General features: G+C 46.7%; 20 protein-coding genes. 4 read left to right on the top strand and 16 right to left on the bottom strand.

The window, feature by feature from the left end:
• Positions 1 to 189: 189 nt before the first annotated feature.
• From BMW41_RS01840 to BMW41_RS01830, 3 genes are all read right to left on the bottom strand, one after another.
• The gene (locus BMW41_RS01840) at positions 190 to 2,388 is read right to left on the bottom strand and encodes an efflux RND transporter permease subunit (RefSeq protein WP_083378725.1); all 2,199 of its coding nucleotides are present in this window, start codon (positions 2,386 to 2,388) and stop codon (positions 190 to 192) included.
• Positions 2,389 to 2,436: 48 nt separating this feature from the next.
• Positions 2,437 to 4,740, bottom strand: coding sequence for a hypothetical protein (locus BMW41_RS01835; protein ID WP_074648342.1), 2,304 nt, complete (start codon positions 4,738 to 4,740; stop codon positions 2,437 to 2,439).
• Positions 4,741 to 4,932: 192 nt separating this feature from the next.
• Positions 4,933 to 5,763 (bottom strand): N-acetylmuramoyl-L-alanine amidase family protein, encoded by an 831-nt coding sequence (locus BMW41_RS01830; RefSeq protein ID WP_074648340.1) that lies wholly within the window; start codon positions 5,761 to 5,763, stop codon positions 4,933 to 4,935.
• Between the two features lie 302 nt (positions 5,764 to 6,065).
• On the opposite strand from BMW41_RS01830, the gene BMW41_RS01825 reads away from it, so the two are divergent.
• Positions 6,066 to 6,665, top strand: coding sequence for a TetR/AcrR family transcriptional regulator (locus BMW41_RS01825; protein WP_074648338.1), 600 nt, complete (start codon positions 6,066 to 6,068; stop codon positions 6,663 to 6,665).
• A gap of 91 nt (positions 6,666 to 6,756) precedes the next feature.
• Here BMW41_RS01825 and BMW41_RS01820 read toward each other — a convergent pair whose 3' ends face one another.
• From BMW41_RS01820 to BMW41_RS01810, 3 genes are all read right to left on the bottom strand, one after another.
• Complete coding sequence (locus BMW41_RS01820) at positions 6,757 to 9,396, bottom strand: valine--tRNA ligase (protein WP_074648337.1); 2,640 nt, start codon at positions 9,394 to 9,396, stop codon at positions 6,757 to 6,759.
• Positions 9,397 to 9,588: 192 nt separating this feature from the next.
• Positions 9,589 to 11,097: a D-alanyl-D-alanine carboxypeptidase family protein gene (locus tag BMW41_RS01815; protein ID WP_143050786.1), complete on the bottom strand. Its 1,509-nt coding sequence runs from the start codon at positions 11,095 to 11,097 to the stop codon at positions 9,589 to 9,591.
• 115 nt (positions 11,098 to 11,212) lie between these two features.
• Positions 11,213 to 12,580, bottom strand: coding sequence for a VanZ family protein (locus BMW41_RS01810; protein ID WP_074648334.1), 1,368 nt, complete (start codon positions 12,578 to 12,580; stop codon positions 11,213 to 11,215).
• Positions 12,581 to 12,849: 269 nt separating this feature from the next.
• Here BMW41_RS01810 and gmd point away from each other — a divergent pair, with 269 nt between their 5' ends.
• The 3 genes from gmd (at position 12,850) to BMW41_RS01795 (ending at position 16,328) form a co-directional block, all read left to right on the top strand.
• Complete coding sequence (gmd, locus tag BMW41_RS01805; RefSeq protein ID WP_074648332.1) at positions 12,850 to 13,938, top strand: GDP-mannose 4,6-dehydratase; 1,089 nt, start codon at positions 12,850 to 12,852, stop codon at positions 13,936 to 13,938.
• Positions 13,939 to 13,942: 4 nt separating this feature from the next.
• Entirely contained in the window at positions 13,943 to 14,884 is a 942-nt protein-coding gene (locus BMW41_RS01800; RefSeq protein ID WP_334292491.1) for a GDP-L-fucose synthase family protein, read from the top strand.
• 94 nt (positions 14,885 to 14,978) lie between these two features.
• Entirely contained in the window at positions 14,979 to 16,328 is a 1,350-nt protein-coding gene (locus BMW41_RS01795) for a sugar phosphate nucleotidyltransferase (RefSeq protein WP_074648328.1), read from the top strand.
• A 40-nt stretch (positions 16,329 to 16,368) separates the two neighbouring features.
• Here the strand turns inward: BMW41_RS01795 and BMW41_RS15280 are convergent, their stop codons facing one another.
• From BMW41_RS15280 to BMW41_RS01750, 10 genes are all read right to left on the bottom strand, one after another.
• Positions 16,369 to 16,476, bottom strand: coding sequence for a helix-turn-helix domain-containing protein (locus BMW41_RS15280; RefSeq protein WP_242870274.1), 108 nt, complete (start codon positions 16,474 to 16,476; stop codon positions 16,369 to 16,371).
• A complete protein-coding gene (locus BMW41_RS01790; protein WP_242870273.1) occupies positions 16,464 to 17,237 on the bottom strand; it encodes an AraC family ligand binding domain-containing protein in 774 nt (257 codons plus the stop codon). Before BMW41_RS01790 ends, BMW41_RS15280 begins: the two co-directional genes overlap by 13 nt.
• 79 nt (positions 17,238 to 17,316) lie before the next feature.
• On the bottom strand, positions 17,317 to 18,711 hold the full coding sequence (locus tag BMW41_RS01785; RefSeq protein ID WP_074648326.1) for a flippase: 1,395 nt from the start codon (positions 18,709 to 18,711) through the stop codon (positions 17,317 to 17,319).
• Between the two features lie 8 nt (positions 18,712 to 18,719).
• Positions 18,720 to 19,700 (bottom strand): nitroreductase family protein, encoded by a 981-nt coding sequence (locus tag BMW41_RS01780; RefSeq protein WP_074648324.1) that lies wholly within the window; start codon positions 19,698 to 19,700, stop codon positions 18,720 to 18,722.
• Positions 19,693 to 20,757 carry a polysaccharide pyruvyl transferase family protein gene (locus tag BMW41_RS01775; RefSeq protein WP_074648322.1) on the bottom strand — a complete coding sequence of 355 codons (1,065 nt, stop codon included), beginning with the start codon at positions 20,755 to 20,757 and terminating at the stop codon, positions 19,693 to 19,695. Before BMW41_RS01775 ends, BMW41_RS01780 begins: the two co-directional genes overlap by 8 nt.
• A gap of 1 nt (position 20,758) precedes the next feature.
• Positions 20,759 to 21,928 carry a hypothetical protein gene (locus tag BMW41_RS01770; protein WP_074648320.1) on the bottom strand — a complete coding sequence of 390 codons (1,170 nt, stop codon included), beginning with the start codon at positions 21,926 to 21,928 and terminating at the stop codon, positions 20,759 to 20,761.
• A 17-nt stretch (positions 21,929 to 21,945) separates the two neighbouring features.
• Positions 21,946 to 23,043, bottom strand: a complete 1,098-nt coding sequence (locus BMW41_RS01765) for a polysaccharide pyruvyl transferase family protein (protein WP_074648318.1) — start codon at positions 23,041 to 23,043, stop codon at positions 21,946 to 21,948.
• A 2-nt stretch (positions 23,044 to 23,045) separates the two neighbouring features.
• A complete protein-coding gene (locus tag BMW41_RS01760; protein ID WP_074648316.1) occupies positions 23,046 to 24,110 on the bottom strand; it encodes a glycosyltransferase family 4 protein in 1,065 nt (354 codons plus the stop codon).
• Positions 24,110 to 24,883, bottom strand: a complete 774-nt coding sequence (locus tag BMW41_RS01755; RefSeq protein ID WP_074648314.1) for a WecB/TagA/CpsF family glycosyltransferase — start codon at positions 24,881 to 24,883, stop codon at positions 24,110 to 24,112. The genes BMW41_RS01760 and BMW41_RS01755 overlap by 1 nt, the downstream gene beginning before the upstream one ends.
• A gap of 310 nt (positions 24,884 to 25,193) precedes the next feature.
• A complete protein-coding gene (locus tag BMW41_RS01750) occupies positions 25,194 to 25,943 on the bottom strand; it encodes a CpsD/CapB family tyrosine-protein kinase (protein ID WP_074648376.1) in 750 nt (249 codons plus the stop codon).
• Between the last annotated feature and the right edge of the window lie 6 nt (positions 25,944 to 25,949).

The raw sequence follows: 25,949 nt of genomic DNA, 5'->3' as shown, positions 1-25,949 counted from the left end.
TCGGGGAAATGCAGGCTGAGTCCGTTGCGATCGGACCAGGTGGATTTGTCCGCACACAGAGCCTATTATATATGATTTGCGCAAAGATGGGTACCGGTATTTTTACAGGCGCAGAATCGGCAGACCCCGGATTGCCTCCGAAATCTGCCGATTCTGATATATTTTCATTTTATCCGGATTCCTTTTCTCTTACCCCTGTTTTTTTCCACGGAACCGCTCGCCGAAACGCACCACCTTTTCTTTCAGAATCCGGTGCCTTGTCACCGCGTCCGTGGTGAGGAACATATCAAAGAGTTTCAGAAGAACCGGCATCGCACAGGTAACCGCAATCACCGCAAAAAACGCCCCTCTTCCGACCAGATGGCCTACTTCGCTGATGACCGGGATGGAGGACAGCTGATTGATGGAGTAACCGCATAGGGAAAGAATCATGCCCGACGTCAGAATGGACGGGAAACTCATCTGCGTCATTTTCTGCGCCGCTATCTTCTTGTCCGGCTCCGTCTTACGGATCAGCTCATAGTTTTCCATGGACGAGATCGCATAGTCAATACAGGATCCGAGCTGAATACAACTGACGACGGCGTATGCGATATAGATCATTTCCTCCCCCGCAATATACGGGAAGGACATATTCATATAGATTGCGATCATGATCGGAATCATCGTCACAATCGGGATCACCAGCGACTTATAGGTAATGGCCACAACCATGAAAATGCAGAAGATCGCCAGATTGTTTGCATTGGTATAATCCTCCGACAGAATCTGCTTCAGGTCAATGTTGGTCGGCGTCATGCCGGCGACAAAGCCCTCCTCCGGATAATATTTCCGTATGACCGCCTGCACCTCACTGCTGTCCTTAAACGCCAGCTCGCTCTCTTCCTTCGTCTTCAGATAGACCAGAATTCTCGTCCATCCGTCCTTGTGGAACAGCTCCGTGATTCTGACCGGCAGAATCTGCTCCGGCACACCGTCCGGAAGATAGGACGCCATGCCCATGACCTTTTTGCAGTCCGGCATCGCCTCAATCTCATCGATGATGGCCTTCTCCGCGGCGGGTGAATCGTTCGGAAAAATGCAGACGAACAGGTTCGATTTTCCGAACTTCTCCTCAATCTCCCTGGTTTCCTGATAGATCGCCGTCCGTTTTCCGGAGGCCAGCGCAGATACGCCGAACCGGAAGTCGTTCATGCTCTGGGCAAAATACGCCGGAAGCGCGAAGATCAGGAGCGCCGCAAGAATATACGGGCTAAACCGGTTCACGCGGATCGAAAACTTATGGAAATCCGGCAGAAACGGCCTGTGCTCCGTCCGGTCCAGACGGTCATTCCACTTCAGAAGAAGGGCAGGCATCAGGAAGATGACCATCAGCAGCGAACAGATGATACTCTTCGCGAGGACGATACCGAGATCGAATCCCATGTGGAACTTCATGGTAACCAGCGCGAGAAAGCCAAAAAAGGTGGTCATCGAGCTGGCGAGAACCGTGTTGATCGTGTTGCCGAGACCGATCTTGAGGGCAGTCTCATTGTCCAGGCCTTTTGCGCGCTCCCGCTCGTAGGCATTCAGCAGAAATACCGAATAGTCCATGGAGGTCGCCAGCTGCATGACATCCTGGATGTTGTTGGTGACAAAGGAGATCTCTCCCAGAATAATGTTGCTTCCCTTGTTCAGGATGATCGCACACAGCATGACCGTGAGAAACAGGAACGGCTGAAACCAGGAAGTGGTGGTGAACAGAAGAATCAGGAAAATGACGGCTCCCGCAAACAGAAGAATGAATTTCATCTGCTGCTGGACATTTTCCGATATCAGTTTCTGTGTGGGTGACGGACCGGTCACATAACCGCGGTCTCCCAGAATCTCCGTCAGACGGTTGATCGCCTGCTTGGTGGATTCGTCATTGTCACCCTTTTTAAAGGTGAGATCCATCACCGCGTTTCCGTCCTTATAGTATTCATCGATCTTGGTGTAGTCGATGAAGTCCGGTGATGAGTAGACCGGTGTGGTTATGTCGCACCACACGATCTGATCGACACCATCCACCTTCTCCATGAGGCTCTTGTACTGTTTTGCCTCATACAGAGTGACATCTTTAATCATGATGCGCGCGGTGCCGGGATATCCAAACGTTGCCTCCATCTTGTCGATCGCCTGCTTGGACTCGCTGGATTCCGGAAGGTACGACGTCAGATCATAGTTGATGCCGACAAACGGAATGCAGATCAGAAAGAAGATCACAAAGACGGCCACAATTCTGGAGATGACGTGGTTGTGGTCGACGATGAAATACGCCAGTGCGTTTTTCTTCGGCGCCTCCCCGCCGTCTGTTCCTTCCCCCGCCGCATCATGCTTTTTCAGATGCAGTTTTTCTAAAATACTCATGAAGCACTCTCTTCCGCAAAATACTGTAATGATCCGGGGCTTTTTCCGTTACTTTGAAAAGAAATCGCGGATCGCCTCAAAGATCTTTATGAAAATGTTGACGATACGGGTCCAGGCATTGCCCTTGTCCACGTCCGCATCGTTGTCGGTGATATCGGTCGGGACCGTTGTGTCATCAATCTCGTCCGTTCTCAGGATGATCTGCAGACTGTGAGGCGCCGGATTCTGCTCGGAGGTGAAGGATACCTTCTCCGCATCCGGATCGATGTTCAGGAAATTATTCTCATCTTCCAGCTTGTCCAGCTCCTGGTCCACCGTCTGCTTCATGAGGTCGGCCGCCTCCCGCACACCTTTCAGGTGATCGATGACATTCAGCGTCTGCGTGAGGGTGCCGCGAAGCGCCTTCAGTTCCTTCTGTGCTCCTGCATCCAGATTCGGTCCGGCGGATTTTGCCGTCTCATTGACCAGATTCAGGAGATTGTAAGATGCGCTCATCTCATCTGTCAGATCGTTCATGAGAGTCTCAGAATCCGAAAGTCCGTTCTGAAGTGACGGAACATAGGAATCCATGGTGTCAATCAGCGTCTCCACATTGCCGCAGAGATCGTTCAGCTCATCCATCACCCCTCGGAGATCCGTCACGCTGTCCGCGCTCTTATCCGCAATGCTGTCCATATCCGACAGCAGCTTATCCATGTTATTCAGAAGCTGGATGACAGAATCGTCCACACCGTCGGCCACGTCCAGCACATCCTCGGCATCCTGGAAGATCCTGCTGGCGGTGTTCGAGTAACCGTTCTTTGCGGTGCTGTCCGACGTTCTCCTGAGAATCTTCTCATACTCCTCCAGCTGTTTTCCGAGAACTTCGGCCTGATGCTCCGCCTCGGATTTCACCGCGGCATTCAGTGCCGGCGGGAGCTGGCCCGGGGAAGCCTCCGTGATCTGGTCTGCCGCATCACCGATCCGTGTCAGAGCTTCTCCCGCATATTTATTCTTCGCGGCGAGGTTCACGCTGTCCTCCAGCGACTTTTTGACTGCCGCCGCCAGATTCGGATTCTGCGCTGCGATCTGCGCCTGACGTTTTGCCTCGGCGTCGTTGATCTTGTCAATGTTGGTCAGACTGTCACCGATATTCGCCCTTGCCTGATCCAGATTCTGACGCTGTCTCGCATGAAGCTCAGAGAGTTTTTTCTTGATCTCCAGCGCTTTTTCCTTCGCTTTATCGCGCTCCGACGCGCTGCCGGAACCGGAGGCCGTGCGGAGTGCGCTTCTCAGAGACCGGAGAGAACCGTCCAGATCGTCAAGTTCTCCCTGCATTCCCTTGAGTGTCACATACATGGTGTCCACATCCTGATTGATGTCCGTGACTGCCTGCTGGGTGATTTGAATATAGGGGATCATCGCTGCAGTCTGATCGGTCAGCGTGCGAAGGCCGTTCACCGCCTCCGTGCTGAGATTTTCAATCTGCACGCGGTTCCCGCTGAAGCTGTTCTGCGCAGCCTGAAGATTGCCGATGCCGTCCCGGGAAAGCGCCACATCGCCTTTCATCGCCTCCATGGACTGAATCAGCTTTGTCATGCTGTCGTACATACGGTTACCGTTTTCCCGCCACGTGTTCTTCGCCTCATTCAGATCCTTGATTTTTCCGAGGTCGGACAGAGTTCCGGGAACCATGGCCATAATAATGCCGGTGTTGGTAAAGTTATCCGTTCCGAGACGGACGGTGAAATCACCTTCTTCGCCGGGGAGCGCCATAAACATGATGCCGGTGTAACTGCCGACGCTCTGGTTCTGGGAACCCGGTGCATCGACGCTGTAGCATTTATCCATATCCACCGGAACCGCAACGGTCAGAAGCATATTGTTCCGGTAATAGACATTTGCCCGGTCGTTCGGCGTCGCCTTGATGTGGATCTCGACGAGGCCCGATGCACCGTTCAGCTTCTCCGCCGCGGTGTCCACACCGTTCAGCTTGTAACTGATATCAAAATTCCAGGGAAGTTCCACCGTATTGGTGTCCATTTTCCCCTCATAGTAGAAACGGCTCGTGCCCTCCGGAACGGTCCAGCTGAGTTTTCCGTCCTCCTTCTCCGGCTCCGCCGTGTTGGTCATATTGATGACATCCGTATAATTTCCGTAATCGGTAAAGGTCGTCAGACCGTTCATTCCAACGCTTTTAACCACATTGGTCGACGTCGCTCTTCCGTAAAAGTCCGCATTGACATAGAGCGTCTCATCGACCTGGACCTGCGGTTCTGCGGCAAACGTCGGAAGAACCGTATTCCCGGCGATCATCAGCGCAGCGATCCCTGCGGCCAGCGTTCTTGTCACGATAGTCCGATTCCTGTTCATAGTTTTTGTCCTCCAGGCTCAGACAGACAAGCTTGCTTGTCTATTTGAGCCGTCAATCAAAGTTTGAAAGTTTACTTTCAAACTTGTCCTCCAGACCCAGACACTTCTTTCTCCGTCTGTCTGAGCCGCCAATCCATGTCTGAACACGGCCCTTCAGCGCAGCATTCAAACCTTGCTTTCTCCCCCGCATTCTTACCGGGACAGTTCAATCATAAAGTAGAGTCTGCCTTTTTTCTCGGCCACAGCGATGCCCGCTCTGGAATAATAGACAGCCCGGTCGACCCGTTTTTTCTTCGTCTCGCTGTGACGCGCCATCAGGCGGTCAAATGCCGTCGAGGCGTCATAGGTATTGCTGATGTATATTTCCATATGACGTTTGCTCTTCCATTTCGGAAGGTTCGCCGCATAATAGTCGTCAATGGTTCCCTCCCCGGTGACCGCACTGTTGAGATAACCGTTCGCAAGAGCCGCCTCCAGACGGTGCTCTGCCGTTCTCTGCAGAACCGCGTCGATCACAAAAGCCTTATCCTTATCATAGTCAAAAGGGGAATCATCGTCCCGGTCCGACGTCTTGTCCCGGTCTTCCCCGTCATCCTGTTTGGATTCATTTAAACTGTCGGCAAATTCCTGCTGTATCTCTGTGTAAAAGCCGATGGGAAAGCTCCCGCCGCCTTCATTTTTCTTCTTTGCAGCGCTGGTCAGGTCTCCGGCGTCGGAAAACTGATATTCTGTTTCCTCATCTTCCACGGTTCCGGTCATCATCGCGCCGGAACTGTCTAACAGATACCATTTGCCGTCATCCCGGATCCATCCGGTCTTCATCAGGCCGTTTTCATCCAGGTAATACCACTGACCGCCGTCCTGCTGCCAGCCGGTCAGGCGCTCTCCCGCCTCATTGACATACACCCAGCCGTTTCCGGTGTCTTCCCAAGCCGCCGCATAAGCGGAGGCAAACGGGAATGCCATACTGATCATCGATGCCATCAGCACCGTTCGAACCATGTTTTCAAGACCTGTTTTCATAATCTCCCCTCCGTTTCTCAGACTTCCATTTCATATTGTATCGGCACTGCGTCACAAAACATGCACAAAAATCCGTTCTATTTAACAATCGTACCATACCGGCCGGATCATAAAATCTCAACACGATTATTTTTTACCATCATTCAGCACGTTAATTGACATCTGTCAATTTATGAACTATAATGCATTATACAGATGATACCAGAGAATTGCAATAGACACTATCCATCATTAGTACGTTTACTCAACACATTGTTATTTATATGTCTATTGTTTATAAATTGTTTCGAAAGAGGACCAATATGGACGACAAAAATTTAGACCGAAGAATCCGCAAAACACGAAAGGCACTGCGGGAATGTCTCATTCAGCTGATGCGCACCAAAAGACTGCAGGACATCACCGTCCGCGAGATCTCCGAGATGGCGGATATCAACCGGGGCACCTTCTATCTTCATTATAAGGATGTCTACGATCTGGCAGAAAAAATCGAGGATGATTTTGCCGAAGAATTCGACCGAATTCTGGAACAGCACAGTGCACTGGAGCTGTCGGAAAAACCGTCCCTTCTCTTCAATGAGCTGTACCCGTTTATCAAACGCAACAGCGATCTCATCTCCGTCATGATCGGAAATAACGGCAACATCAATTTCGAGAACCGCATGAAGGACATCATCCGGGACCGGGCGCTCCGAAAATGGCTTTCCGACCGTTATTCCGCGGATTACACGGCAAACGGCATTCTGAAAGCATTTTCCTCCTACATTGTATCCGGCTGCATCGGTCTCGTCGAATACTGGATCAAGAACGGAATGCAGGAGACCCCGTCCGAGATGAGCAGTCTCACAGAGGAATTCATCACCAAGGGAATCCGGGTGCTTCAGAACCCCGGTGATCGCTGAATCCGGAGGAACAAAGAAACAGGCAGAACGGATTGTCCGTCTGCCTGTTTTTTTATGCCCCGGAAACGCAGCCGCGTTTTCGGGGACGGTGTTATTTCTTCAGCGATGCAAGACGCTCTTCTACCTGCGCCATCATCTGCTCATAGTTCGCAAGTTTTGCCCTTTCTTCGGCAACCTTCTCTTCCGGCGCCTTCGCCAGGAACTTCTCGTTGGAAAGCATCTTGGTCGAACGTGTCAGCTCTCCCTGAAGCTTCTTCTTTTCCGTCTCCAGACGCTCAATCTCTTTCTCGATATCCACCAGTTCCGCAAACGGAATGTACATCGTCGCCTGCGGTGTAACAGCGGACACGGCATCACTCTCGATTCCGTTCTTGTCCTTCTGGGTCACAACCTCCGATGCATATCCCAGAGAAGCGAAGAACGCACGGCTCCGGTCGAACACCTCCAGAACCTTCTCATCCTGCGACACAACGTAAACCTTTGCCTTGCGGCTCGGCGCTACATTCATGGATGTGCGGACGTTGCGGATGCTGCGGACCGCTTCCTTGATCATCTCGGTCGCATTTTCCTCTTCCTCGAAATGCCACTCCTCCTGATAAACCGGCCAGCTGGAAACCATGATGGTCTCCTCTTCTTCCTGAAGATTGTCGAAGATCTCCTCGGTGATGAACGGCATAAACGGATGAAGAAGTTTTAAGCCGTTGATCAGGACCGTCTTCAGCGTCCAGATTGCCGCCGCTTTGGTCTCGTCGCTGTCATCATAGAGACGCGGCTTCACCATCTCGATATACCAGTCGCAGAACTCTTCCCAGATGAAATCCTGAACCTTCTGCAGCGCGATGCCAAGCTCATACTTGTCCAGATTCTCGGTAACGTCCTTTGTCAGCGTGTTCATCTTGGAGAGGATCCAGCGGTCTGCCATTGTCAGGTCCGCCAGCGAAACTTCCTTCTCGCCGGCCTTCTCGATGTTCATCATGATGAAGCGGGACGCATTCCATACCTTGTTGGCAAAGTTGCGGCTCGCCTCCACTCTCTCCCAGTAGAAACGCATATCGTTGCCCGGCGCATTTCCGGTCATCAGCGTCATACGAAGCGCATCCGCGCCGTATTTCTCGATGACATCCAGCGGATCAATACCGTTGCCAAGAGATTTACTCATCTTCCGACCCTGACTGTCGCGGACGAGGCCGTGGATCAGAACGGTGTGGAACGGAACCTTTCCGGTCTGCTCGATGCCGGAGAATACCATTCGGATAACCCAGAAGAAAATAATATCGTAACCGGTTACCAGAACATCCGTCGGATAGAAGTATTCCAGTTCCTCGGTCTTCTGCGGCCAGCCCAGTGTGGAGAACGGCCAGAGCGCGGAGGAGAACCAGGTGTCCAGCGTATCCTCGTCCTGACGGAAATGGTTCTTTCCGCACTTCGGGCATACGGCCGGCATCTCTCTCGCCACAACCATCTCACCGCAGTCCTCGCAGTAATAAGCCGGAATCCGGTGTCCCCACCAGAGCTGACGGGAAATGCACCAGTCCTTGATGTTCTCCAGCCAATGGAGATAGGTCTTTCCATAACTCTCCGGAACAAAACGGAGCTTTCCGGTCTTGATCGCCTCGATCGCCGGCTTTGCCATCTCGTCCATCTTGACGAACCACTGCGGCTTTACCATCGGCTCTACGGTCGTATGGCAGCGGTCATGGGTTCCGACGTTGTGTGCGTGCGGAACAACCTTCACCAGAAGACCCATTTCCTTCAGGTCCTCGACCATGGCCTTTCTCGCCTCATAGCGGTCCATGCCGAAATATTTGCCCGGAACAGAGATCTTCGCGTCATCGGTCAGGATGCAGATCTCTGCGAGATTGTGGCGCTTTCCGACTTCGAAGTCGTTCGGATCGTGTGCCGGTGTGATCTTTACGCAGCCGGTACCGAATTCTTTGTCTACATAGCTGTCCGCAATCACCGGAATCTCACGGTCGGTCAGCGGAAGCTTCAGCATTTTGCCGATGATATCCTGATATCTCTCGTCCTCCGGGTTTACGGCAACCGCGGTATCGCCGAGAAGCGTCTCCGGACGGGTTGTCGCGATCTCAACGAATCTGCCTTCCTCGCCCACGATCGGATAATTGATGTGCCAGAAGAAGCCGTCCTGATCCTCGTGCTCTACCTCGGCATCGGAGATGGATGTCTGGCACACCGGGCACCAGTTGATGATGCGGGAGCCCTTGTAAATATATCCCTTCTCATAGAGGCGCAGGAATACTTCCTTTACCGCCTCGCTACAGCCCTCATCCATGGTGAAGCGCTCTCTGTCCCAGTCAGCGGAAGATCCGAGCTTGTGAAGCTGGGAAATGATGGTGGTACCGTACTCTTTTCTCCAGTCCCAGCATTTCTCCAGAAAGCCCTCGCGGCCCAGCGCCTGCTTGTCGATTCCCTCATCCTTAAGCTTGTTGGTAACCTTAACCTCGGTCGCGATGGCCGCGTGATCGGTTCCCGGCTGCCAGAGTGCGGAGTAACCCTGCATTCTCTTGTAACGGATCAGGATGTCCTGCATGGTGTTGTCCAGCGCATGGCCCATGTGAAGCTTGCCGGTGATGTTCGGCGGCGGCATCACGATGGAAAACGGTTTCTTTCTCTTGTCCACTTCCGCGTGGAAATATTTTCCTCTGAGCCATTTCTCGTAAAGGCGTTCCTCAATGTCCGCCGGATTATAGGTCTTCTCAAGCTCTTTCATTGCTTACTTTCTCCTTATGTTTGGTTCATCGGTCCGTACGCCCTCACCTAAGGGTTCCGGACCGGATTTTCTTACTATCTCGCGTTTGTTGTTTCACCGGGGCCGCTTCGGGCCATGCCGACAGACGGTCACGGCGCAGACCGATGCAAATCCCTGTAGGATACTTTGTCGGCTCCCATGATCATTTCCCGGTTACGGGACCCAGACGCCCTCCTCGTTCACAGTGTAGCCGTCCGGTGTCACAGTATTCGTCAGCATCACGCCGGTCTCCCCGACATAATACCATAAACCGCCCGACTGAATCCACACATTTGTGCGCATGGAGCCTTCCGACCGGTAATATCTCCAATATCCGTCCCCGTTCTGCCATCCGGTCACCATCCGGCCGTCAGCGGAGAAAGTGTAATAGTGATCTTTGATCCGAAGGGTCTCTGACGCGGCATAGGTTCCGTCCTTTTTCAGGAACTTCCATACCCCTGCCGTCTCCTCAACCCAGCGGCTTCCGATCACACTTCCGGCATTCGCGTCGGAGGATCCGCTTGCCCCCGGACCGGAGACCTGACCCGCGCCCGGCCCCTGTGAACCGCTCTCTCCCGACTGTGACGAATTCGCAGCGTTCTGTGCAGAACTCTGAACCGCCGCAAAGCCGTAGTCAAAGAGCTTTCTCGTGTCCGGGTAATGGGTACCGCTGCTCTTCAGAACGACGGCAACCAGACGGACTCCGTTCTGTTCTGCAACGGAAGTCAGCGTGTTGCCGGCTTTCGATGTATAGCCGGTCTTTCCGCCGATAAAGTTCTCATAGTAATACGCGCTGGCCGGATTCAGCATCTTGTGTCCCATGGTCAGATACTGGGATCCCTGAGTTCCCGTCGCCGGGAAGGTGTAATGCAGGGACGACGCCACCTTCTGAACCGTGGAATTCCGAAAGGCCTCGGCGGTGATCAGCGCATAGTCATGCGCCGTGGTGTAATGGTTTGAATCATTTAATCCGTTCGTGTTGGCAAAATGGGTTCCCGTGGCACCGATCTGCGCCGCCCTCGCGTTCATCTTCCCGACAAAGGAAGAGACGCTGCCGGAAACCGCCTCCGCCAGCACATTGGCCAGTTCATTCGCGCTCTTCAGCCACATGCCGTAGAGCACATCCCCCGCCCTGAAGGTGTCTCCCGCCTTGACATCCAGCGTCACCGCACCGGATTCGAGGTTGGAAACCGCAGCCTCGGAAACCGTGACGGTCTGATCGGGATTCAGGTTCTCCGCCGCCAACAGCGCGGTCATCACCTTGGTGATGGATGCCGGATAAAACCGTGTCCCGGAATTCTTTTCAAAGAGAAACTGCCCGTGGGTCACGTCATAGAGCGCAGCCGCCTCGGACGAGATCTCGGGCTTTGCGATCTCCGACGATACTGCTGCCGACGAAGCAGCCGTTCCTGTTCCGGTTCCTCCGCCCACGGTCGGTACCGCCTCTCCCGCATGAACGGTGCTCTCGATGGTCGGATAATCCTCCGTGACCGTCGGAAGCGGACCCTGACCGCTCTCCGCTCCCGGTCCGGCGATCCCCACCGAAACGGCAGACGCGGAGGACGAACTTCCTCCCGGACCGTCTGCAAGAGCGGAGAGCGGCGTGACGGCAGACATGGTCAAAACCGTCCACACCGCGGCAATACGCCAAAACGCCCGGGATCGATATTCCTTTTTTACCAATTTCTTTTCCTCGCAGTTCGTTCATTCTTTACTCTGCAAATTCTATTTCAGAATATTTGCATATACAAGGAAAAATTATATCACTCAAACCATTATTCGGTCAAAGGATTTACAATCATATCGTCCTCATATCGTCCTCTTTTATCGTGCTCTTATTTTTGCCAAATCTAAACCGACGAAAACTCCTCGCCAGCCCATATCCGATCACCGCGCCGATGCTGTTGCTCAGAATATCGTCGAACTCAAACAGGCCGATCCCGATTCCCAGCTGCACCAGCTCGATGGCCACGCTCAGCGCCACAGCCCAGATCCATAACCCCTTCCGTTCGAATCTGCCCAGTATCGCCCCGAACGGCACGAACAGCCATATATTGTTTAATATGTTCTGACGGGTCATGGCGGATGAGAAGAATGCTTTATATGACCGGAACAGTTCAAATTCCCCATGACTATCACCGGTTTCACGATATGCCATCGTCATGTAGAGGATGAAAAAAATGTAGATGATCAGAAAGACCGCTCTTCCCTTCCCCTTAACCGCCAAAGTCACAAACGTCAGCAGAATGCCAAAGATCAGAACCAGGTAGGGTTTTGTGTTCAGCACATTATCAAGACGCATCATCTGTTCCCCGTCTTCATTCAGGTAAACACTCTGACCATTCACCTGTTCGACCCCGAATTGATTCCGGCCAATGGTGACCGGTTTTTCATCGGCATCGTAATACTGTGTCTTCGCACCTTCCTTTTTCACAATCGCGTATCCGCGGTTCGTGTTATGAGTCTCCCCCTTCTCATCCAGGTACGTCGTAATCTGGACATTGTCCAAGGTTTCCGTCCGTTTTCCGTACTGGCCGAGATCCGAAGCAACCGGGTTAAGATTCTCGTCAAAATACATGTCGATGGTTGCCTCTCCGTCATAAGAACGATGTACGACGGCATAACCGGATGTGTTCCGGATCAAATTGCCAGCCTGGTCCAGATATCGAAGCTCACAGATATGATTGGATTCGTCATAGACACGCTGATACTGCCAGTATCCCTGCGTTCTTTTTGTCTGGGCGTTATCCGCCCAATAGGTATCTGTATCGGCTCTTCCTTTTTTATCATAGGTTCTTCGAATCGTATCATACCCGTTATTCATCACAACCGGCCGGTCGTTTTCGTCCAGATAAAAAATTTCCGTATTCTTCCCTCGATCGTCATATACTCTTTTTATCTGTGCGTATCCGGCAGGGAGAATGACAGGTTCTCCCTTCTCGTCCAAATATTGTTCCAGAACTAACTTCCCATCCTCATATTTCTTAACGACCGACGCATATCCCTTATCTGCCGCCAATCTGATTTTTCCGTTATCATCCACAAAGGAAGTGACATCACCCTCCGTTACCTGTTTCAGTTCTGAAGAGGAAACGGAGGGCGCGGAAGAATAGAGGGAAAGAAAAACAAGGATAAATAGTATCGGAATACAGAGGTATTTCTTCACTTTTGTTGTCTCCGGAATAGAAAATATAAAGTGAACGGGATCCTATCATTCATAGCTGTAGTATAGCAGATTTATCATCATATATTCGAAAATGCTTCTTTAATCGCGGAATCATTATAATCAAAAACCAATATGATGAATCAACTTTCTCCCTTCATCTCGCTAAACTACTTTTGTAGTTGCATGATTTATGGGGGAATAACTGTGTTGCAGCTGCCATCATTTAAAAGACGATTACCTGCAAAATAAATACGGAGGAATGTTTTTACATGAAGAAAGCATTGATTACCGGCGTCACCGGACAGGACGGTTCTTACTTATCTGAGTTTCTGTTAGAAAAAGGCTATGATGTGCATGGCATCATCCGCCGATCTTCTGTCGATTATCGTGAGCGTATCGCTCATTTGGAAGGAAACCCGAATTTCCATCTCCATTATGGGGATCTTTCAGATACCAGTTCTCTTGTGAAGGCCATTGCTACCGTTCGGCCAGATGAGATTTATAATCTCGCAGCGCAGAGCCATGTGCAGGTAAGTTTTGACTCGCCGGAGTTCACGGCTGATATTGATGCGACTGGTGTGTTGAGAGTATTAGAAGCGGTAAGAATCACTGGCTTAGCCAATCATACTCGCATCTATCAGGCATCAACCTCTGAACTATATGGCAAAGTTGAGGAAGTTCCGCAATCTGAAACTACCCCTTTTCACCCTTACTCCCCCTATGCAGTAGCCAAACTGTATGGTTTTTGGATCACAAAAGAGTATCGCGAAGCCTACAAGATGTTCTGCTGTTCCGGTATCCTGTTTAACCATGAATCCGAGCGACGTGGAGAGACCTTCGTTACCAGAAAAATCACTCTGGCGGCAGCCCGTATTTCCCAGGGCAAACAGGATAAGCTGCTCCTCGGCAACCTTGACTCGCTTCGTGACTGGGGATATGCCAAAGATTACGTTGAATGCATGTGGCTGATCCTACAACACAATACACCCGAAGACTTTGTGATTGCAACAGGCACGCAGCATTCTGTCCGTGATTTTGCGACACTCGCGTTCCACCACGCCGGAATCGAACTGGAGTGGAAAGGCACTGGCCTTGATGAAGTCGGCATCGACAAAGCAACCGGGAAAGAAGTTGTCGCCGTATCACCGGACTTTTACCGTCCTACTGATGTGATCAATCTATGTGGCGATCCGAGCAAGGCGAAACGTGAACTTGGCTGGAACCCGACAAAAACATCTTTTGAAGAGCTTGTGGCTCTCATGACAAAGCATGATATGGAAAAAGTCGCCGTCGAATGTGCCGAAGAACATGTAAAGATTAATCTCGCTGAATATCTTGAGAAAGGTGTCGTGAAATAAAATGATGGAAAAAAGCGCAAAAATATATGTGGCAGGCCATCGCGGAATGGTTGGTTCTGCTATCTGCCGTGAACTTGAGCGGCAAGGCTATTACAATATCATCACCCGAACACACAAAGAGTTGGATCTGAAGCGGCAGGACGCCGTAGAAGAATTTTTCAATACCGAAAAACCGGAATATGTCTTTCTGGCAGCAGCAAAGGTCGGCGGGATCGTAGCCAACGAGTCCGCCCTCGCCGATTTCATGTTTGACAACATGATGCTTGAGATGAACGTAATTCATTCTGCTTGGAAGAACGGCTGTAAGAAGCTGGAATTCCTTGGTTCTTCCTGTATCTATCCCCGCATGGCTCCTCAGCCGATGACGGAGAGTTGCCTGCTGACCGGCGAACTGGAGAAAACAAACGAAGCCTATGCTTTGGCGAAAATCAGCGGTCTAAAATACTGCGAATTCCTGAACCGGCAGTATGGTACGGACTATATCTCCGTGATGCCGACAAATCTGTACGGTCCAAATGATAACTATCATCCTACCCACAGCCACGTTCTCCCCGCTCTGATCCGGCGCTTTCATGAGGCGAAAATCGAAGAAAAGGCAAGCGTCACCTGCTGGGGCGATGGTTCTCCACTCCGCGAGTTTCTGTACGTGGACGATCTCGCCAATCTCTGCGTGTTCCTAATGAACAACTACAGCGGCAACGAGACCGTGAACGCGGGAACAGGAAAAGAACTGACAATCAAAGATCTGACGAAGCTCGTGGCAAAGGTTATCGGATATAACGGAAAAATCGAGTGGGATACCTCCAAGCCGAACGGAACTCCGAGAAAGCTTCTAGATGTATCGAAAGCCACTGCTCTCGGTTGGACTTTTAAAACCGAACTGGAAGACGGTATTCGCCTGTCCTACCAGGACTTCCTGAACAACCCGATGCGGGCCGAACGATAAAATAATCTGCATCTGTCACAAACTCCACGCTCTCCCAAAAAATCAATAGGTTGGCAAAACGAAAGGCAGATGCATATTTTAAGGAGATTCCCCAATGAACATAATCCTATTATCCGGCGGATCCGGCAAGCGTCTCTGGCCGCTGAGTAACGATATACGCTCCAAGCAGTTTATTGATATCTTCAAGAAACCCGGTCACACCGTCCCTATGGGAACCAAGTACACCGGCGAGTATGAATCTATGGTGCAGCGAATTTATCGCCAGATCAAGACTGTGGATCCGGATGCGACTGTAACAATTGCCACGAGCAAATCTCAAGTCTCCGCAATTCATAACAGACTTGGTACTGACGTCGGCATTTCCGTTGAGCCGTGCCGTCGCGACACCTTCGCCGCGATTGCTCTTGCAACCGCTTACCTCCACGATGTCAAAGGCGTTCCCAAAAACGAAGCTGTAGTAGTCTGCCCTGTTGATCCTTATGTGGAAGAATCCTATTTCAAGACGATCCAAGATATGTGCGCGGCTGCGCAGAATGTGAATAAGAATCTTGTGCTTATGGGCATCCAACCAACTTATCCGAGTGAGAAATATGGGTATATCAAGCCTGAACAGAATGCCGACGGTTCTTTTGGATTCTCTTTTACCGAGAAACCGACTGCCAAAAAAGCTCAGGAATACATAGACGCCGGAGCCCTTTGGAATGGCGGCGTGTTCGCCTACAAGCTTTCCTATGTCCTTGATAAAGCTAAGGAACTGCTCGGAACCTCCGACTATAACACAATTTACTCAAACTATAGTTCTTTAAAGAAAATCAGCTTTGACTATGCTGTAGTAGAAACCGAACCGAGTATCGAAGTCCTCCGCTACTCCGGAACCTGGAAGGATCTGGGCACCTGGAATACACTCACCGAAGCCATGGAAGAAACAGCTGTTGGTAACGTAATGATGAACGAGACATGTTCCAATGTCCACGCCATCAACGAGATGGGCGTTCCTATTCTGATTATGGGCGGTCACGATCTTGTTGTTGCCGCAAGCCCCGAAGGAATCCTGGTTTCTGATAAAGAGCAGAGTTCCTATATCAAACCGTTTGTGGACGCTATTGATCAACAGATCATGTTCGCCGAAAAGTCTTGGGGCAGTTACAGAGTGTTGGACGTAGAGAAGGAATCCCTGACCGTAAAAGTCACTCTGAATCCTACCCATCACATGAACTACCACAGCCATGCGAAACGTGATGAAATCTGGACCGTCCTGCGCGGATCGGGAAAAGCCATTATCGATGGCGTGGAACGACCTGTGAAGTCCGGCGATGTGATCACCATGGCTGCAGGATGCAAACACACGGTTATTGCGGGAGATAACGGTCTGCAGCTCATGGAGGTTCAGCTTGGTTCCGAGATCAGTGTATCGGACAAGAAGAAATATGAGATGCCGTTTTAAGGGCTTACACAGGATCTTCCAAAGCTTTCATGTAGAGAGTTTACCACTGCTCTCTATAAGTTTTTGGACTGACCCCTTCGACTTTTTTGAACACACGGCTAAAATACGCCGGATTGTCCAATCCAACTTCATATCCTATTTCTTCCACGGTTTTCTCTGAAAATCTGAGAAGTTGTTTGCTTTTGTTATCCTTCTACTCTGGATATAAGTTGATATTGAAAGGCCGAATTGGCTTTTAAAGGTCTTCGCCAGATAATATTTATCAATGAAAAACCTGCTGCTCAACTCATCAAGAACTATTTTCTCAGCATAATGCTGATCCAGATATTCTTTTACCTCGAACACACTTGTTCTCTTCGGCGCCGCTTTCTTATCTTCCGGATGCCAACTGTAGGTCATAATATGACGGATTAAAGACGAAAGTTGCTCGTTGATCAGCATATCTCGCATATAGTCGGAAGAGCGGGCTGTTGATAATAAGTCTGCGAGTGTAGAAATGAATGGATCTGTAGAATCAGGAATAAACGTGGGCCGTCCCCCTCGCTCGACATACTTGTCGTATACTCTCCCCATCGCCGGTCCATTGAAATGGCACCAGGAAATTGTCCATAAGTGTTTTTCTGTGCTATGAGAATAAGGATTTCTACAGTCGATGAATACACAGAATCCAGGCTTCAACTTATATTCCCTCCCACCGTAAGCCAGACTTCCTTCCCCGGAAACAACCGTAAAAAAGAGGTATGACGAAAGTTTTTCACGCGAACTTGTATGTGGTTTCAGGGCGGTCAGGGAACCACATTCCTGCAGATGAAGGAGACTGGATCGGGCGAAGGATGATGGTGTGTATAGAACTCGGTTGGAAGAAACTATGGAAGTTTTGCTGGTTAAGTAGTTATCATATTCTTTCATGCCCTGCTTTCACCTACCTTTTGCTATAAAGAGAACTGCGCAAAACGGATTCTATCGCAATAATCCCAAAGAGACTACGTCATTTTAAGACTTTCTTCATGTGGAAAATCGATATTCCTACATAAAAAACAACTCCAGTAATTATCTGAACTATCATTGTTAGGATGCCTGTAGAAAAGACTAATTCAACAAGTTTGCACATTGTACACATTATTATTCCAATTACAAAGAACAATACTATATTGGAGAGATATCTTCTATAGGGCAAATCGTTACAAAGCTTAATAAATTGATAAATTGGAACCAGTAGTTCAGCAACAATAGTTCCAATACATGCACCAACTGCTCCTAATTTGGGGATCAGCATCGCATTAATTAGTAAATTGCAAATAGCACCTATTGTAATCGATCCTATATAAATATTGTCCTTCTTATTTGGAATAACGTATTGAGTTCGAATTACATTCCCCCAAGCGATAAAGATAAGAGTTACAGAAAGTAAATTTAACAACGGAATGCTGCCAAGGAAACTATCTCCATATAGAATGGGTATTAAGCTATTTGAAACAGACAACAAACCAAAACACATTCCTGCTGAAAGAAACATTATGAATTCGATTGAACGTTCCATATACTTTTCGCTGGTATATTTATCTTTTTTTGCTGCCAGATTTGACATTCTTGGCATCATTACAGTCCCAAAAGACGAAATAAACGAGCACAAAGCATAAATCAATTTTTCAGCATATTCATATAAACCAGTTTCACTCATCGTACTCATGGACCCAAGCATAACTTTATCCATGGTTCTATATATGCTTAAAGCAATTACCGGAATCATCAGCAAAAGACACGGTTTAATATGTTTGATTACGTTTTCCCACTGGATTTCTTTCAAAGACAAATATCTACGGCATTTTAACCATAGATACAAATATCCTCCGGCATAACTAAACGCTGAAATCAAAGTATATTTCCAGATATCTCCCTTTGATTGGACAATCAAGAAAACAGAAACCGTTGAAATCAACTTTACAATACAACTTCTTACCGCTGCGGACCTGAAATCCTCTAATCCAAATAACAGCCAGTCAACATCAAAAGAAACACTAATTACCCAAATTCCGAACAACGCAGCAAGAAGCTTGTCTTTCGCAAAATTGCAGACAAAAACTAAATAGAAAATTGTTACAAAGATCGTCATGCAGATCTGCAAAACATATATCTCTGAAAAATCTTTCATCAGCTTCCTGCTATCATCACGAACACTCGCCAAATGTCTTGTTCCATAGTTTGTTAACCCCAATTTGGCAAAAAGAGCAAACCATTGCGCAATTGCAAAATAAAATGCATATGTCCCTACACCATCGGTACCGAGTATTCTGGCAAGGTATGGAGCAGTAATCAATGGCAGAATTACATTTAAAACGTTATATGCAGTATTGTATATATAATTCTTTGATACGCTCTTCATACCTTTCTTCACTCCACAATTTTATATACTTCCTTAATATCACGCCTGTCTGAGCACGGAATGAATGATTTTTCTTTATAGTAACCTGCGCCAAGCACTATGGCGATTCTTTCGCTTTTTCCCAGTTTCATCGCATTTCTTACAATTTCATCTTCGGAACGTTTATTCGCCCATTGCAAAAAACACGACCCGATCCCTCTCGAATGCAGACCATTCGCGAAGTTCATCGCAGCAAGTCCTGCATTGAGATATCCCTGATTCCTTTCTCCGAAAAAATCAAAAGCGGCAATATCGTACGTTATAATAAAGTAATGCATGGTACTCTTGTTAAACCCGGCCACACCAAGAACCGTATTATTCAAAAGATTAATGACAGATTGATTTTTAACCAAATAGACTTTGCACATCTGCCTATTACATGCTGTTGGTGCTTCTACAAACAGCTTAAGTGCATATTCAATGTCTTCTTCTGCAAGTTCACTATCTTCAAAATCCCTTACGGAATGCCTTGAAAGCATGATATCAGTAAAACTTCCATGTTCAAGTTCAGTGCGTGGGAATACATATTCTTTTCTTCCTGCTTTATAGACTATCGGTTTATCAGAAAGAAATTTTTCTACCACGGAAACACTATTATCTTTATCCCAGTTGTTGCTATCAAAAAAAACAACCCAGGCCGAAAGAGCAGATATGCCTAAATCGTATTCAAATTCCATCCCATTTTTTCGTCCATACTTTTCAAGGATATTTTTTAGTTGAAATGCTTTCTGCTGCCCATATGGTCTCAAACAAGGCATACACATTCCTTTTTCAAGACTGTGAACGAGCAGCATGATTCTATACTGAGGATTTCCTTCGTTTTCAGCCATTTCCAGATAATACTTGGAGTAGTCTTTTGCATCATGAAAGAACTCCTTGTATATCTTCAAACGTTTTACAAAGCGACGAAAAACATCATTAGCCTTAAAAAACTCCTTAATACTATTCATTAGCAAGCCCCTTATTAATATTAAGTAGCAAGTATTTTTTTGATCGCTGCCTTATCTCTGAGATTTTGCGATTTACATTAGTATAATCGATACGATCATTCATAATAGAAGTAATATCTTCCGCTTTTGTTGGCACTCTATGATCAAGATCCAGCTCTCCAAGCAATTCAGTGACTTTTTTCTTGTTATATCCGAGGAAAAGAAAGCTTTTTTCATAAAGGATAGAGAAAATTATTCCATGGAAGGTATTAGTTATAACATATTTCGAATTAGCTATATACGAAATAAAATTCTCGATAGATGGATCAACTGAAATATCACACCATGGTAGTACTTTTCCTATCGATATCAGTATTAGATCGTTCCTCTTTGCAAAGTCCTGTATTTTGAGCTTCTCTTCCTCTCCAATTTTCTCAAAAAGATAAACAGCGACATATTTCTCGTAATCAATACTTTTCATAAAGCATTGAAAACCATTTGAGCCCAATAAAATCGTCGGGTCGCAGACAAATTCTATAGGCTTATTCGTCATGTGGCGCATCACTGAAAATGTATAAGAATCTCGAGCACTTAATGCAAATATCTTATCCAAAGTCTGTCGGGGAAATGAAAGAGAGTTCATCTTTTGGACCGTCGAGTTGGCTACAGAAGGAGCGTAGGCTATTATTTTATCTCCTGGCAAATCTGTGGCCCAAAAAATATTGCTTGATTTCCGAAAATACTTCGAGTCAACATCCCATACAGTATCTGAACCAACGATAAACAGATCTATATTATTTAATACCTCTGGATTGAGTTGAACATGAGGAAAACACTTTAAAACTTTATCAAAGTATCTATACCTTTGTATGGCATATAGTGCATTTTTACACTGGCCGTGGAGTATTTGATTTCCAAAGCTGAATATCATCTTTTTAAATGAATGTGACGAATACTTATTACGCGTAGAAATGAAAACATTATCATACCCATTTTCATTCAAAAAGTGATGGAGAGCATAAGCCTGCAACACGCTACCAAAATTTTCACTGTAAAAAACTGTTATAATACCGATCATTTCAACCACCTTTTCTTCCGGGGCTGCTTATCTGACTAAAGTGTGTTTTATCTTGCATTGCACAAAACATATATAGAATCATCCATGCCGCCAAAACATCCACAAAGTGTGAGAATACCATTTCAATTGCAAAATAAAGCACAATAATATATCGTGTATAATCAATTCTGGAAATTCTAAACAGATTATAGAAATATATGGCAACTCCGAGTATTGTAGTCTCGAGAAAAATTTGAAGAACATCACAATGCATTTGCGTAATTCTAATAAAAAATCCATATGGATACTGATCTAAGTAGGCAGAAATTGACCCATAGCCATTATATTGGTCAATGTTGTTCATAACATAATTTATGATTGAAAATCTTCCAGACGAAAAAAGGTCCAAATCTATACCTAATGCGCTCGAAATTGAAATTAAATTTTGTGTAAGATAGTATACAACTAAAGGCGATATGATAAAAACAACGGTACTTACATCAATCAGAGTTTTATTTACTTCTTTTCTGGGGATCCATTTATAACATATTAAAATTATTGGAGTAAGGATAAAACACAATCTCTTAAAACAAAGCATACATAAAAGGCCGCAAATTATTGATAGTGTTTTTCTCTCATAATACAGAAAAATGATCATCAAAATGAAGAAACAGTGCGCATCAGAAGATTCAAAAGCAGATGATAACGAATCCCGGATCGTAATGGCACTAATTGCATTAATAGAAATATTCCCCGCATTATTAAGCAGAAAGTTCAAAATAAATCTGGCAAGAAAAACGTAAAAATATAAAAAGAGTTTTTCCTTTTTTACATTATTAACCCATACAAATGCAGCAATTAATGGTGTAACCAAATATAAGTAATATGTTATTAGAGATAATTCAATGCGAAAATGAATTATTTGAATGATAAAACTTATTATCGCAAAAGCCAGGAAACTGGTCATCATCAGTTTGGTTTCTTTCCAGAAACACATCTTTTTGCCGATTTTTCCTTTACTTTTTTTCAGAACCTCTCCACCATTAACGATGATAAAAATAGCAAGCAGCATCAGATTAACATATCTTGGAATATATCCTGCCATGTATAAAACAAATGCGAGGTTGTACAAAAAAAACAATATAAGTTTACTATCTATTACGTTTCTATGTAATCCTCGTTTTATCGCCATCGTTATCTACTTCCTGTCTAAAATGCTGTAATTATAAATTCTTGTAGTTTTTCTTTTTCAATTTCTATCAATCTTGACGCCTCTGAAAACTCAATCTTCTTTGAAGAGATATTTACAGCCTCTTCAACAGACCCAACACTTCGATCTGATAATTTTGTTTTTCTCAGAATTGTTTGGATCCTGTCATTAAACATTTTCCATTCTATTGATACAAATTGTTTTTTTAAGATAATAGAGAATGCTGTAGCATGAAATGAATCTGTAACGATAAGATCCGCATTAAATATATACGAAACAAATTCTTCCACTTTAGGGAAGAACACTGTCTTTCCGCCTCTAATTCTTTTTAATCTATCAGTACTGATTCGGATCACCTGCTTATTTAATCTTTTCCCAATTGCAATAGCAGCTTCTGATGCAATACTATCTTCATGAAGCTGGTAAACAAGTATATAACCTGTTTCAGGGATAGGTACGGCAAATTTGGTCCAGTCATCAAAAGATAGAAGAAATGTCGGATCTAACACACATTCTTTTATTGGGATTTGTACATCCTTTAGTATCTCCACCCCAGACTCCTCGCGAACTGATATGGCAGAATATCTATTCAATAATTTTTTTACAGGGAGCAGTTCATCTTGTGAAATATCATCCCTCCCAAAACTGGCAGCCAACGCAACTCTTTTACTTCCCTCAGGAGCAAAATTTAAAAAAAATGCCAAATCAAACTCCCCTTCTAAATAATCATTCCACACCTGATCACTACCTGTACAGTAGCAATCTGCGATTGGAACATTTGTTGTGAGTTCAGTATTTGTCTCATATTTCCTTGTCATATTAAAATGTGTAGAAGAAAAAGGAACGAACACTTTTTTTAGTTCTCTCATTGAAGGATATTTTGCAAAAGCAATTACCAAACATTTCCACTTTGAATGGAAGGGCAAGGCATCTCTGTATATTTGTTTAATAGTTCCATATTGACGCATTCTTTTGGGAAAATAGTTTATAACTTCAACTTCATGGCCCATCCTTTGTAAAGCTGTAATAGTAGCGTAAGTCTGTAAAGCGGAGCCATAGTTATATACTGCATGCATTGTAATCAACGATATTTTCATTATTACGAATCTCCACACAATAGTTGATACATCTTTTCCAGAGCAATAACATTAGCTCTCAAGTCAAACTTCACTCTTATTCTCTCTCTCCCGGCTTTTCCCAGAGCCATCCGCTTATCTTTATCCTTCAACACATCGATCAGCGCAGAACTAATCGCATCAATATCTCCAGCTTCAACCCTGATGCCGCTAACCCCCTGCTCGATAATCTGCGGAATGCCTCCAGCGTTTGTGCTGATCGTGGTGAGACCGTAGCTCATAGCTTCCAATACAGCCATCGGCATACCTTCGTGATATGAGGGAAGGATAAAGGTGTTGCAAGTTTTGAGGTATTTCTCTTTCACCTCATCTCGTACCCAGCCGAGGAACTTTACATGATCCGCCAACCCATTCTCTGCCACGATCTTCTTGCACTGCTCTACATCACCGTCCCCGCCAAAATAGAAGGTTGCATCTCCTATCTGTTCCAGTACCTTCGGTATAGCTTTCAGCAGATCATATGTGCCCTTCCGCTCGCCGAGCCTTCCCAGCATCAAAACATTATGGTCGCTATAGTCTTTCTTCTCATACTCCGGCATAACAACACCGTTGTAGAGAACCTCTATCTTTCCCTGGTCACACACATTCTTTCCGAAAAACTCAGCCCATTCCTCCGAAAGGACGATGACCTTATCTGCTAATCCGAATATTTCCTTAATCCTCGTGCGCTTCTTATCATCCACCTGTTCAAAGAAATATTTATCAAAATCTGCAGCGTGCTGGTGAATGATGATCTTCTTTCCAATCTTTTTCGCTCTTTTCACGAAAAGAGACTTTCGGTCAAAACTCGCCTGCGCCGCCATGTGGATATGAACAATGTCGTATTTTTTTACCAACCTCCCAAAGGCCATATACGCCTTCGCAGCAACTACCAATTTTTTAACCTTGCTGCCGTCCTCCATCGTGGGAAGGTAGTATAAGTCCACATCATTATCCAGACCGATAGCATAATAGTTATTGATCACAGTGGATACCCCCCCCATAACATCCCGTCCAGGGCCGATCATTATCACTTTAGGTTTGATCATCACTTATCCGTACCTTTTACCTTCGCTTCTGCTCTATAGTAAAGCCACTTAAATCCGCCCAGCACATACCGCTTCCAGAGGCGTTTCGGTTCTTTCGTCAATCTGTATAACCATTCCAACCCGGCTTCCTCCATCCACTCAGGCGACTTGTCCAGCGTCCCTGCGAAGAAGTTAAAAGCTGCCCCAACACCGAGCATAACCGTGCCATGAATCTTCTCTCTGTGGTTCCACATCCACATCTCCTGCTTGGGAGCGCCAATGCCGACCCAGAGGAAATCGGGGTGGAGAAAGTTAATCTCGGAGCATATCTTCTCATCTTCTTCATCTGTCAAAGGACGGAAGGGTGGTGAATACATCCCAACTATCTGAATCCCAGGGTAATCCCTTTCCAGATTAGTCCGGAGGCGGATTAGCACCTCATCGTCTTTTCCACCGTATAAATAATGCGTTTTCCCTTGCCTCACGCTCTCCTCAAACATCATGCCCATAATGTCAGGTCCCGAGCATCTCTCACAATTGAATCCCTTTTTTCTGGCAATCTTGACGATAGGCATACCGTCAATAGCCGCAAAAGAACTGGAGGCGTACATCTCCGCCACCTTTGGATCTGCCTTGGCACTGTTCACCCCTGGTACACCTATCAAATCTATCGTCCCACTCACAGGAGAAGTAGGCATGGAAAAAGCCTCCCTGACAAATTCAACTCTCGTTGTCGGGCAGAACCCCACACCACATATAGTAATATCACGTTTTCTCTGGTAGATGTTCTCCATGTCCGTCTCTCCATTTCTGTTTCGACTTCTCCACTTTTTCCTACGTGGCATTACTCACACCGTTGCTTTTCTTTTTGAGTTGAGCGGCGTGCGCATCCTCTCGGAGCGTTAGGGTGGAACATAGGAAAAATCGGATATCTATCCCATGAAATAAAAACACACTATCCCACTTTCAGGACAGTGTGTTTCAGATACGATTTTCAAGATGTTTGACGTCTTAGCTCCACGGAGCAAACAACGATGTCATATCCCCCAAAAACCAAGCGCCCCCTGCTTCAAGGCTTCTACCGGAATAATTCTGTCCCAAAAGTTATGCCTTCGGCTTGCTGTACTCCCCATAACCATATCCGTACTTTGAGTATTTCTTTCCGTACTTATGATAGCTGTAGTAACTGTTGTAATAACCGCTCTTTGTCATATTGACCTTGTTAAGAATAACTCCCAGAAATCGGACGCCCGTACGGTCAAGCTGTTCCTTCGATTTCCGGAAAAGACGTCTTGTGGTTACATCCGCTTCTACCACAAGCGCCGCTCCGTCCGCATAACGTGTAAGGATCGCTGCATCGATAACGGTTCCGATGGGGGCGGTATCCATGATCACAATGTCGTAGTTCAGTTCTTTAATGAACCGGAACAGTTTTTCGCACATCTCATCTTCAAAAAGCTCTGTGGGATTCGGTGAATAGGGGCCTGCAAAGATCATATCAAGATTCGGCATCTTGGGATCGTTATAAAACCCGTCTTCCAGCGCCACCTGTCCCGTAAGCATCTGGGATAGTCCCACAATCTCTCCCCTGACCCGGTGCACAGCAGCAAACTCTGATTTTCTGATATCGCAGTCAAGATACAGCGTATGTTTTCCCGACTCTGCGAAAACTCTGGCAAGCTCAAAGGATGTTGTGGATTTTCCTTCGTTTGGTGAAGTGGATGTAATAAGAATATTCTTAACCTTCGATCCGGAGAACAACAGGTTGGTTCTTAAAGTTCTCATGGCTTCACTGAATCGGAAATCGTCATCCGGAGCCAGTTTCAAATTTACCGTTTTTTTATTGATGGTCATTAACGA

Origin of the sequence: [Clostridium] aminophilum, assembly GCF_900101295.1 — a bacterium.
Lineage (GTDB): Bacteria > Bacillota > Clostridia > Lachnospirales > Lachnospiraceae > Clostridium_R > Clostridium_R aminophilum_A.
This window is presented reverse-complemented; position numbering and strand designations above follow the sequence as displayed.

What these genes read in the sequence shown, in the direction of transcription:
- BMW41_RS01770 (WP_074648320.1), bottom strand. Translation starts at nt 21,928, where the DNA reads ATGGCGATAAAACGAGGATTACATAGAAACGTAATAGATAGTAAACTT.
- BMW41_RS01775 (WP_074648322.1), bottom strand. Translation starts at nt 20,757, where the DNA reads ATGATCGGTATTATAACAGTTTTTTACAGTGAAAATTTTGGTAGCGTG.
- BMW41_RS01795 (WP_074648328.1), top strand. Translation starts at nt 14,979, where the DNA reads ATGAACATAATCCTATTATCCGGCGGATCCGGCAAGCGTCTCTGGCCG.
- BMW41_RS01785 (WP_074648326.1), bottom strand. Translation starts at nt 18,711, where the DNA reads ATGAAGAGCGTATCAAAGAATTATATATACAATACTGCATATAACGTT.
- BMW41_RS01765 (WP_074648318.1), bottom strand. Translation starts at nt 23,043, where the DNA reads ATGAAAATATCGTTGATTACAATGCATGCAGTATATAACTATGGCTCC.
- BMW41_RS01830 (WP_074648340.1), bottom strand. Translation starts at nt 5,763, where the DNA reads ATGAAAACAGGTCTTGAAAACATGGTTCGAACGGTGCTGATGGCATCG.
- BMW41_RS01820 (WP_074648337.1), bottom strand. Translation starts at nt 9,396, where the DNA reads ATGAAAGAGCTTGAGAAGACCTATAATCCGGCGGACATTGAGGAACGC.
- BMW41_RS01835 (WP_074648342.1), bottom strand. Translation starts at nt 4,740, where the DNA reads ATGAACAGGAATCGGACTATCGTGACAAGAACGCTGGCCGCAGGGATC.
- BMW41_RS01800 (WP_334292491.1), top strand. Translation starts at nt 13,943, where the DNA reads ATGGAAAAAAGCGCAAAAATATATGTGGCAGGCCATCGCGGAATGGTT.
- BMW41_RS01750 (WP_074648376.1), bottom strand. Translation starts at nt 25,943, where the DNA reads ATGACCATCAATAAAAAAACGGTAAATTTGAAACTGGCTCCGGATGAC.
- BMW41_RS01760 (WP_074648316.1), bottom strand. Translation starts at nt 24,110, where the DNA reads ATGATCAAACCTAAAGTGATAATGATCGGCCCTGGACGGGATGTTATG.
- gmd (WP_074648332.1), top strand. Translation starts at nt 12,850, where the DNA reads ATGAAGAAAGCATTGATTACCGGCGTCACCGGACAGGACGGTTCTTAC.
- BMW41_RS01755 (WP_074648314.1), bottom strand. Translation starts at nt 24,883, where the DNA reads ATGGAGAACATCTACCAGAGAAAACGTGATATTACTATATGTGGTGTG.
- BMW41_RS01790 (WP_242870273.1), bottom strand. Translation starts at nt 17,237, where the DNA reads ATGAAAGAATATGATAACTACTTAACCAGCAAAACTTCCATAGTTTCT.
- BMW41_RS01780 (WP_074648324.1), bottom strand. Translation starts at nt 19,700, where the DNA reads ATGAATAGTATTAAGGAGTTTTTTAAGGCTAATGATGTTTTTCGTCGC.
- BMW41_RS01825 (WP_074648338.1), top strand. Translation starts at nt 6,066, where the DNA reads ATGGACGACAAAAATTTAGACCGAAGAATCCGCAAAACACGAAAGGCA.
- BMW41_RS01840 (WP_083378725.1), bottom strand. Translation starts at nt 2,388, where the DNA reads ATGAGTATTTTAGAAAAACTGCATCTGAAAAAGCATGATGCGGCGGGG.